Source organism: Pseudorhodobacter sp. E13 (assembly GCF_003991405.1).
Taxonomy (GTDB): domain Bacteria; phylum Pseudomonadota; class Alphaproteobacteria; order Rhodobacterales; family Rhodobacteraceae; genus Pseudorhodobacter.
On record NZ_RPEN01000082.1, the window covers coordinates 1 to 399 of the forward strand.

A 399-nucleotide genomic window follows, 5' to 3' on the forward strand; every position below is an offset into this window, starting at 1 on the left:
GATTTGATCTCATATCGTTTCATTGTCTTGCCCTTAAATTGTGAACGCTTGATGCTCGGCCCAGCAATCGAGCCGCTGCCCGTCCAAGGTCGATTTCCAAATCTCGCCGGAACTGTCGCGCAGATTGCCGCCCGGCACGGTTGACGCCTGCCTCGGTTCCAGGTGCGGGGTGGTGCCGTAATAGACGGTCTTCCCGATCCCCGTGCTCGCGCTGGCCAATGTCAGCGTCACCTGATTGGGGGCCGAGACGACGACATTGCTGATGGCCTTTTCGCCAGTGCTGTCGATAAAGCGAAAGCCGCTCTGGGGGTAGGACCGCACATTCGCGCTATCGAGCGCCAGCGTTCCGTAAGGCACGCTATAGGTCAACACGACGGTCGCGCCGGTGGCCGTGGCGGC

General features: G+C 60.7%; 1 protein-coding gene. It reads right to left on the bottom strand.

The genetic code is table 11. The features are described 5' to 3' along the window. Nucleotides 1-33: 33 nt before the first annotated feature. The coding region (locus EGN72_RS00200) for a hypothetical protein (protein WP_233586968.1) at nt 34-399 on the bottom strand (366 nt) is incomplete at its 5' end.